General features: G+C 66.9%; 6 protein-coding genes. All 6 read right to left on the bottom strand.

What is annotated here, in order from left to right; genetic code table 11:
- Positions 1-1,647, bottom strand: a 1,647-nt coding sequence (locus AC36XV_RS10025) for a TonB-dependent receptor (protein ID WP_492203543.1), incomplete at its 3' end; no start/stop codon positions are given.
- 312 nt (positions 1,648-1,959) lie between these two features.
- Positions 1,960-3,024, bottom strand: a complete 1,065-nt coding sequence (gene add / locus AC36XV_RS10020) for an adenosine deaminase (RefSeq protein ID WP_492203542.1) — start codon at positions 3,022-3,024, stop codon at positions 1,960-1,962.
- Positions 3,021-5,663: a pyruvate, phosphate dikinase gene (gene ppdK, locus AC36XV_RS10015; RefSeq protein ID WP_492203541.1), complete on the bottom strand. Its 2,643-nt coding sequence runs from the start codon at positions 5,661-5,663 to the stop codon at positions 3,021-3,023. The genes add and ppdK overlap by 4 nt, the downstream gene beginning before the upstream one ends.
- Before the next feature lie 64 nt (positions 5,664-5,727).
- Positions 5,728-7,167, bottom strand: a complete 1,440-nt coding sequence (purF, locus tag AC36XV_RS10010; RefSeq protein ID WP_492203540.1) for an amidophosphoribosyltransferase — start codon at positions 7,165-7,167, stop codon at positions 5,728-5,730.
- A complete protein-coding gene (locus AC36XV_RS10005; protein ID WP_492203539.1) occupies positions 7,167-8,078 on the bottom strand; it encodes a phosphoribosylaminoimidazolesuccinocarboxamide synthase in 912 nt (303 codons plus the stop codon). Before AC36XV_RS10005 ends, purF begins: the two co-directional genes overlap by 1 nt.
- A gap of 40 nt (positions 8,079-8,118) precedes the next feature.
- Positions 8,119-9,367, bottom strand: a 1,249-nt coding sequence (locus AC36XV_RS10000) for a lyase family protein (RefSeq protein WP_492203538.1), incomplete at its 5' end; no start/stop codon positions are given.

The following is a 9,367-nucleotide window of genomic DNA, read 5'->3' as shown; positions in this document are numbered from 1 at the left end:
CGTGTAGAACGAGGCATCGTTGATGCCGCCCGACTGGAAAGCGGCCAGGTCGGGGAAGGTGTACACGCCGTACGAGGACTGCGCGAACAGGTTGTACACCTTGTAGAACTCGTTCCGCGTTCCGATGGTGATCGTGTGGTCCCCCATCGGCGCGAAGGTGAAGTTGTCCGTGATCTCGAGAATGTCCTGATTGAGGCGGTTCCCCTGCGAGAACTGCTCGGCGCCCGTCTCGATCCCGTACTCCTCGCCGGCGTCGTTGAAGAAGCCGTTCACCGTGACGTTCGGTTCCTCGACGTTCGGATCGCGCGCGTCGCGGATCGCGTTGTAGCTGATCCGGAACTCGTTCGAGTTCCCGTTCGAGAAGTTGGTGAACCACTGCAGCGACGGGTTGTAGGTGTTGTTCGTGAACTGGTACCCGTTGTTCGCGTACCGGAAGTCCGGGTTGCTCGTCGAGGTGGTGCGGTTGAACACGTCGAAGCCGGCCCGGTTGTAGGTGAAGCGGAACACGAGGCGGTTGTTGTCGCTCAGGCCCCAGTCCGCGCGCGCGGTGAGGTTCGTGAGCGGGTTCTCGTTCGTCACCGCGCCGCCGCTGCCGGGCTGCAGGCCGTACCCGCCGAGAACCGCGTTCATGGCGTCGATGTCCGCCTGGTCCGGCCGGACGCCGCTGATTTCCGACGGGGCCCCGATGTACGGGCCGGTGGCCGGCGTCGAAGCGATCTGGAACTCGCCGTTGGCGAAGAAGAAGGCCTCGTCACGGACGATCGGGCCTCCGAGTGAGGCGCCGAACTGCCAGTTCTCGAACTCGCTGTCGCTGAGCGGGTCGCCCGCGAGCGAGTTGTCCCTGAAGTAACCGAACGCGGACCCGAACCACTCGTTTCCGCCGGACTTCGTGATCGCGTTGATCAGGGCGCCGGTGAAGTTCCCCTGTCGGACATCGTACGGCGACAGAAGGACCTGATACTCCTTGACGGCGTCGTACCCGATCGGCTTCCCGTTCGCCTGTCCGCCGGCCCCGCCCGTGGCGCCGAGACCGAACCGGTCGTTCACGGTGGAGCCGTCGATCTGGATCGTGTTGTACCGGTTGTTCTGACCCACCACGCTGAGGCCGAGTCCCGCATTGGCGTCCGTGGCCACGATCTGCGGCGTGAGCTTGGCCAGGTCGGTGAATCTGCGGTCGAGTGTCGGAAGATCCTCGAGCTGCTCCTGGTCGATGATCGTCTCCGTGCCCTGCCGCGTGGGCGAGAACTGCGCCGACATCTGATCCGCCTGAACCACCAGCGGCTCGAGCTCGACGGCCGTCTGCGACAGCGCGGCGTCGACCCGCACGGACTGACCCAGAGGGATCGTCACGTTCTGCCGGGATTCGGCACGATACCCGATCAGGCTGATCTGGACGTTGTAGTTGCCGGGCTGCAAACCCTGAATGCTGAACAGACCGCGCTCGTTGGTAATCGCGCTCGTCCGAAAGCCCGTCGTGTTGTACGTGAAGGTGATGCTGGCGTTGGCCAGCGGCATGCCGCTCTCATCGGTGATCGTGCCCGCCGCGGCACCCGTCGTCACACTCTGGGCATGACCGAGTGCCGTGAAGGCGAACACGCCGACCAGTGCCAGCAGCGCCGGCAGAATCCGACGTGGTCTGGATCTCATGAGCATTCTGCTCCTGTCTGAGGATGGGGTAAGGCAAGCGGTGTCTCCGATCGGCCAGGAACCGACCGCCCGGAGCGGACTTCGGGGTTGGGAAGAGCCCTTTATCTCCGCGGACATGCAGTCTCTCTGGAAGATCCCGCAGGTGATCAAGGATGGAAACATTAGTAACAGGCGAGAGGCCAGCCCGCAAGAGATCATAAATGCTCTCCAGAATGTGCCTTAGGCCCGCCGGCCAACGCTCGCCCGGGCAACCTGCACCGCGTGCGTCACCGGGTGTTATCGGCTGCGAAACGGGGCTGTAACGGTCCCCTCCTACGCCATCAGACTCCGTACTTCCGGCTCGACGTCCGCGAGCATGGCCGCCTTTTCGCCGTACGGCAGGAACGCGCTCCGGAAACCGTTCAGGATCAGCTCCGAGAGCTCCGTGCTGGAGAAGCCGAGGTGTTCCGCCGCTCGCAGGTGCTCATCGGTCATCGTCGTTCCACTCATCAGCCGGTTGTCCGTGTGCAGGCTGACCCGCAGGCCGGCATCGAAATAGCCCCGGACCGGGTGCGACTCGAAGCCGTCGCATGCATGCGTCTGGACGTTGCTCGTCAGGCACACCTCGATCGGGATCCGGTGATCGTTCACGTAGGCCAGGAGATCCGGGTCCTCGTACAGCCGGGTGCCGTGGCCGATGCGGTGGGCCCCGCACTCGTGCAGCGCCTCGGCGATCGACTCCGCCCCCGCGGCCTCGCCCGCGTGGATCGTCACGTTCTGGTTCCCCCGGCGGGCGACTCGGAACGCCTCCGCGTGGTCCGTGGGAGGATTGCCCGCCTCTCCGCCGGCGAGGTCGAATGCGACCACGCCCCGATCCCGGTAGCGAACGGCGAGCTCGGCGAGCGCCACGGATGTTTCGGGCGGGAAGTTGCGGATTCCGCAGATGATCAATCCCGCCCGGATCCCGAGCTCGGTCTCGGCCTGCCGCAGACCCCGCAGCGGCGCCTCCACGGCCTCCTCGAGGCTCAGGTCGCCCTGCTGGTGCAGGATGGGCGAGTATCGGACCTCCAGGTATCGGACGTTCTCCTCTGCAGCGTCCTCACAGAGCTCCCTGGCCGTCCGCTCCAGCGACTCGGCGGTCTGCATCACCGACAACGTGAGATCGAACCGCTTCAGGTAATCGACGAGATCCCGCCCGTCCTGCACGTACAGGTAGTCGTACAACGACTCCTCGTCGCCGTAGGGAAGCACCACGCCGGCTTCATCGGCGAGATCGAGGATCGTCGATGTCCGCAGCGATCCGTCCAGGTGAAGGTGCAGCTCGGCCTTTGGCGCAGCGCGGATCTTCTCCCGCAAGCTCTCCATGGTCGTGCCGTTCGGCCCTCCTCTCGCACTCACGCCCTTTCCCCCCCGACGTCCACCGCGTCCTCGAGCGCCGCGTGGGCGGCGGCGAGGCGGGCGACGGGCACACGGAACGGCGAGCAGGACACGTACTGCATGCCGATCCGGTGGCAGAAGGCCACCGAGTGCGGGTCCCCGCCGTGCTCTCCGCAGATGCCCACCTTCAGGTCCGGTCGGGCGTCGCGCCCTTCTTCGACGGCCAGCTCCATGAGGCGACCGACGCCCGGTACATCGATCGACTGGAACGGATCCCGCTCGTAGACACCCGCCTCGACGTACAGCGGGAGGAAGCTACCCGCGTCATCACGGGACAGGCCGAGCGTGGTCTGCGTCAGGTCGTTGGTGCCGAACGAGAAGAACTCGGCGCTGGCCGCGATGTCGCCGGCCGTCAGACACGCCCTGGGAAGCTCGATCATCGTCCCCACCAGATAGCTCACCTCCCGGTCCTGCTCGGTGAACACCTCACGGGCGGTGGCGTTCACGATGGCGCGCTGGTTCTCCAGCTCATCCACGTGGCCCACCAGGGGCACCATGATCTCCGGCCGAACATCGACGCCCTCCGAGGCCACCTCGATCGCGGCCTCGAAGATGGCCCGCGCCTGCATGCCGGTGATCTCCGGGTGGGAATAGCCGAGGCGGCAGCCCCGGTGCCCGAGCATCGGGTTCGCCTCGTGGAGCCTGGCCACGGCCGCCGTGATCTCCTCGGTCGCTCGCCCGGTGGCCCCGGCGAGCCGTTCGATCTCCTCGTCCTCCGAGGGTAGGAACTCGTGGAGAGGGGGATCGAGAAGCCGGATGGTGACCGGAAGCCCGTCCATGGCCCTGAAGATGCCGGCAAAGTCGGATCGCTGCATCGGCAGGAGCCGGGCCAGGGCCCGGGCGCGCCCGGGCCGGTCCTCGGCCAGGATCATCTCTCGTACCGCGTCGATCCTCTCTTCTCCGAAGAACATGTGCTCGGTCCGGCAGAGGCCGATGCCCTCGGCGCCGAACTCCCTCGCGGTGGCGGCGTCTCCGGGGTTGTCCGCGTTCGTGCGTACCCGAAGCCGGCGAAACTCGTCCGCCCAGGACATCAGGGTATGGAAATCCTCGCCCGGCTCCGGCTTGACGGTGGGAACCCGCCCCACGATCACTTCGCCCGAAGCTCCGTCGACGGTGATCCAGTCGCCGCGGCGCACGGCCTGGCCGCGGGCGCGGATCTCGCCCGCCGTCTCGTCGATCTCCAGCTCCCGGGTACCGACCACGCAGCACTTCCCCATCCCCCGCGCCACCACGGCCGCATGGCTGGATTTTCCACCCCGGCTGGTCACGATCGCCACCGATGCGACCATGCCCTCGAAGTCGTCCGGCGAGGTCTCGGTCCGGACGAGAATCACCGGGTCGCCCCCGACGGCTTCCTTCACGGCCTCTTCAGCCGTGAGAACGACCCGTCCCGATGCGGCCCCCGGGGAGGCGGGATTCCCGACCGCCAATGGCGTGTAATCGGCCGCCGGATCCACCATGGGGTGAAGAACCTGCTCGAGGCGCTCCGGTTCGACCCTCAGCACGGCCTGCTCGCGGCTGATCAGACCCTCGCCCGCCATGTCGACGGCGATCCGTACCGCCGCTCTCGCCGTGCGCTTGCCGGCCCGGGTCTGCAGAAGGTAGAGCGTACCGTTCTCCACCGTGAACTCCAGATCCTGCATCTCGTGGTAGTGGTTCTCCAGCTTCTGGGCCGTCTCCTCGAGCTGACGCAGCGCTTCCGGCATGACCTCGTCCATGCGGTCGATCGGGAGTGGATCACGGATCCCCGCCACCACGTCCTCGCCCTGTGCGTTGATCAGGAACTCGCCGAACAGACGCGGTTCCCCCGTGGCGGCGTTGCGTGTGAACGCGACTCCGGTCGCGCAATCCTTGCCTCGATTCCCGTACACCATGGTCTGCACGTTCACGGCCGTGCCGAGATCGTGAGGAATGCCGTACGTCTTCCGGTACGCCAGCGCGCGCGGGTTTCGCCAGCTTCGGAATACCGCCTCGATCGCGCCCCACAACTGTTCCTCGGGCTCCTCGGGGAAGGGGACGTCCGACTCCGCTTCGATCAGCTCCCGGTACCGTCGCACCACGGTCCGCAGTGCCTCCGCATCCAGCTCGTTGTCGGTCGAGACACCCGCTTCCTGCTTGACGTCGGCCAGGATCGCCTCGAAGTCGTGGTGATCGACTCCGAGCACCACGTCGGAGTACATCTGCAGGAAGCGGCGGTAGCTGTCGTACGCGAAGCGCTCATCCTCCGATACCCGCGCGAGCGCCTCCACCGTGCGGTCGTTGAGCCCCAGGTTGAGGATCGTGTCCATCATGCCCGGCATCGAGACCGCGCCTCCGGAACGCACCGAGACGAGCAACGGATCATCCTCTCCGCCGAACGTCCTTCCAGTGATCTTCTCGAGCCGCTGGATCGCCTCGGCCACCTCCGCTTCCGCGCCCTCCGGCATGTGGTCCGCTATCAGGTGCTGGCGGCAGACTTCCGTAGTGAGCGTGAATCCGGGGGGTACCGGGACTCCAAGTCGGGTCATCTCGGCCAGGTTGGCCCCTTTGCCTCCCAGGAGGTCCCTCAGGTCGCGGTTGCCGTCCGTGTGTCCTCGGGAAAAGAAGTATACGTGTTTCATTGCACCTGACTCGTGAAGATCAGCGGGGTGGAATTCGTCAGACGATAGAGGGACCGTCCAGGGATCAGAAGGTTCGACCGACCACCGCGGCTCCGTTCTCGAGGTCGATGAGAGGGGCCGGATAGTCGCCCGTCCAGCACGCATCGCAGAAGGGGCCGTACTCCTCGACCATCGAGTGCATGCCCTCGAGGGACAGGTAGCCGAGCGAATCGACGCCCAGGTGCTGTCGGATCTCTTCGACCGAGTGGCTCGCTCCGATCAGCTCCTCCCGGGTCGGCATGTCGATCCCGTAGTAGCAGGGCGAGATGATCGGCGGTGAGGCCACGCGGAAGTGGATCTCCCGGGCTCCGGCCTCCCGGAGCAGCGCCACGAGGCCCCGACTCGTCGTGCCGCGGACGAGGGAATCGTCGATGACCACGACCCTTCTTCCCTCGATCAGCTCGGTGACGGGGTTGTACTTGACGCGAACCCGGAAGTCCCGGCCCGACTGACCGGGGTGAATGAACGTCCGGCCCACGTAATGATTGCGGATCAGCGCGAGCTCGAACGGAAGGCCGGACTCCTCCGAATAGCCGAGGGCGGCGGAGTTGGACGAGTCTGGCACGGCGAACACGCAGTCCGCGTCCACGGGGTGCTCGCGGGCGAGCTGTCGTCCGAACGCGCGACGGGCACGGTCCACGCTGCAGCCCCAGATCCGCGAGTCCGGACGGGCGAAGTACACCAGCTCGAACAGGCAGGGCGAATGAGGCGCGGGTTCGAGCGGCCGAAGGCTCTGGATCCGACCCTCCTCGATTCTCAGGACCTCTCCCGGGGCCACGTCCCGCACGTACTCGGCCCCGATGATGTCGAGTGCGCACGTCTCGGACGCGGCGACCACGGCGCCGTTCAGGCGTCCCAGCACGAGCGGCCGGAATCCACGGGCATCTCGAGCCACGAACAGCGTCCGACCGATGGTGAGGATGAGCGAGAAGGCCCCTACGAGCTGCGACAGCGCGTCGTCCACCTGCTGGTCTGGCTGCTCCCTGCGTGACCGGGCGATCAGGTGGATGACGACCTCGGAGTCGCTCTCCGTCTGAAAGATGGCCCCCTCGCCGGTGAGACGGTCCCGCAGCTCGCGGGCGTTGGTGAGCGTCCCGTTATGCGCCAGCGCCATGTCTCCGTGCCGGTACCCGACGAGGACGGGCTGCGCGTTTCGCAGGCTCGAGCTGCCCGCCGTCGAGTAGCGCACGTGGCCGATCGCCAGATCCCCGGGCAGACCCTCGAGCGTCGAATCGTCGAAGGCCTCGCTCACGTGCCCCATTCCCCGGTGGGATCGGGCGTTCCCGTCCGGATCAATGGCCACGATTCCCGCCGATTCCTGGCCGCGATGCTGCAGCGAGTAGAGACCGAGGAAGGTCAGCTCAGCCGCGCGGTCCGCGCCGCTGATGGCGAAGATCCCGCACTCGTCCCTCAACCGATCGTCGTCCCGCCAGCTGGGCAGGGTCCTGCGGGTACGTCCTGACATCAGAACTCCGGTAGGGACTGCGAAGTGATCCGTCGGTACGCCTCACGGTACCGATCCGAGGTCGATGCCACCACCGCGTCCGGCAGGTCCGGGGCGGGCGGCTGACGGTCCCACGTGCCCGCCTGAACCAGACCTTCCAGGTAGTCTCGCACCGGCTGCTTGTCGAGCGACGGGGGCGTGCGGCCGGGCTCGTACTCGCTCTCGGGCCAGAAGCGGGACGAGTCGGGGGTCAGGGCCTCGTCGATGAGCAGAAGCTCGCCCTTCGGAGACGTGCCGAACTCGAACTTGGTGTCGGCGATGATGATCCCGTTCCGCCGTGCGTGGTCGCGTGCGAAGCTGTAGAGCTCGAGACTCTTCTGCTTCAGATAATCGGCCACCTTGCTGCCGAGCAGGCTCCGCACCTCGGAGAAGGTGATGTTCTCGTCGTGGCCTTCCTCCGCCTTCGTGGCAGGGGAGAAGATGGGCTCGTCGAGCTGCTGGGCCTCCACCAGTCCGTCGGGAAGGGGCTCGCCGGCCAGGGTGCCGCTCGCCCGGTATTCCTTCCACGCCGACCCGGTGATGAAGCCCCGGACCACGCACTCCACCGGGAAGGGGTCCGCCCGCATCACCAGCATGCCCCGCCCGGCCCACGCATCCCGGGTGTCGGCGAGTCGCGGCTCGAGCTCGACGATCCGATCCGGGTCGGCGCTCAGGCAGTGGTTCCTGACGATATGTCCGGTCCGGTCGAACCAGTAGTCGGACATCTGGGTCAATACCGCGCCCTTGTCGGGGATCGGCTGCGGAATCACGCAGTCGAAGGCGCTGATCCGGTCGCTGGCGACCAGCAGCAGGTGATCGCCGAGGTCGTACATCTCCCGCACCTTGCCTCTTCTCAGAAGCGGATACGGCAGATCGGTCTCTCTCACCGCCATTGCGTCTCTCCGTCCTTACGGTTCGTGGGGTCGCCGACGTTCAGACCCGGAGCTCCGCCGGTCCGGCGTCGTCCGCTGGGGCCGCACGCAGGATCTCACGCACCCTTCCGTCCAGGAGTCGGCGGACCTGCTCCGGGGCCCGCCCGACCAGAGAGGCCGGATCGGCGAGGCGCTCCAGCTCTCCCCTCTCGAGCCCGATCGCCGGGTCGGCGGCGACGCGGTCGAAGAAGTCGTTGTCCGGCGCTCCCTCGTCGAGTCGCGTCCGGGCGGCCATCGCGTGGCTGCGAAGCCGCTCGTGAAGGTCCTGCCGGTCCCCGCCCTTGGCGACGCCCGCGATGAGGATCCTCTCCACGACGAGGAAGGGAAGCGACCGTGCGAGGCGCGCCGCGATCACGGCTTCGTGGACCACCAGTCCGGAGGCGACGTTGTCCACGATCAGCAGGATCGCATCCGCGCACAGGAAGGCCTCGGCGAGAGCAATCCGGCGATTCGCGGAGTCGTCGAGCGTCCTCTCCATTCCCTGTACCGATGCGGTCCAGGAGGCATCCAGCTCGAGGACGCAGAGGTGTCGCGCCAGGGCGCACACGCGCTCCGATCGCATCGGATTGCGCTTGTACGGCATCGCCGACGACCCGATCTGCCGGCTTCCGAATGGCTCCTCCACCTCGCCGAAGCTCTGGAGCAACCGGACGTCCGTACCGAACTTGCCCGTGCTGGCTCCGATGCCTGCGAGCACCGCCAGCACCCGGTGGTCGATCTTCCTCGGGTAGGTCTGCCCGACCACGTCGTAGGTGCCCTGGAAGCCGAACCGGCTCGCCAGCCGGAGGTTCAGCTCGTCGACCCGGTTTCCGTCGCCGAGCAGCTCCAGAAACGAGTCTTCCGTCCCCGTCGTGCCTCGCGCGCCCCGGAAGCGGAGCTCCCCGAGTGCCGCGTCCACCTGCTGCAGGTCGAGTACCAGATCCTGGAGCCAGAGCGATGCGCGTTTTCCGACGGTCGTGGGCTGTGCCGGCTGCCAGTGCGTGTAGCCGAGCGTCGGCAGCGCCTCCCACCGCTCCGCGAACCCCGCCAGCGCCCGTATGGCGCCCACCAGGCGGGACCGCACGATGCGGAGGCCATCTCGGATCTGGATCAGCCCGGCGTTGTCGGTGACGAAGCAGCTGGTGGCGCCGAGGTGGAGGTACGCCTTCGCCTCCGGCGCCACTTCACCGAAGTGGTGGACGTGCGCCATCACGTCGTGCCGAAGCTCCGATTCCAGCTCCGCGACCCGGTTCAGGTCCAGTCGATCCCGG

The sequence above is a fragment of the Candidatus Benthicola sp. genome, from assembly GCF_058719085.1.
The sequence above is the reverse complement of the archived record's forward strand: the minus strand, read 5'-3'. Positions and strand labels throughout refer to the sequence as shown.

Excerpts from the sequence above, each read along its gene's own strand:
- ppdK (WP_492203541.1), bottom strand. The coding sequence starts at position 5,663 with ATGAAACACGTATACTTCTTTTCCCGAGGACACACGGACGGCAACCGC.
- purF (WP_492203540.1), bottom strand. The coding sequence starts at position 7,167 with ATGTCAGGACGTACCCGCAGGACCCTGCCCAGCTGGCGGGACGACGAT.
- AC36XV_RS10005 (WP_492203539.1), bottom strand. The coding sequence starts at position 8,078 with ATGGCGGTGAGAGAGACCGATCTGCCGTATCCGCTTCTGAGAAGAGGC.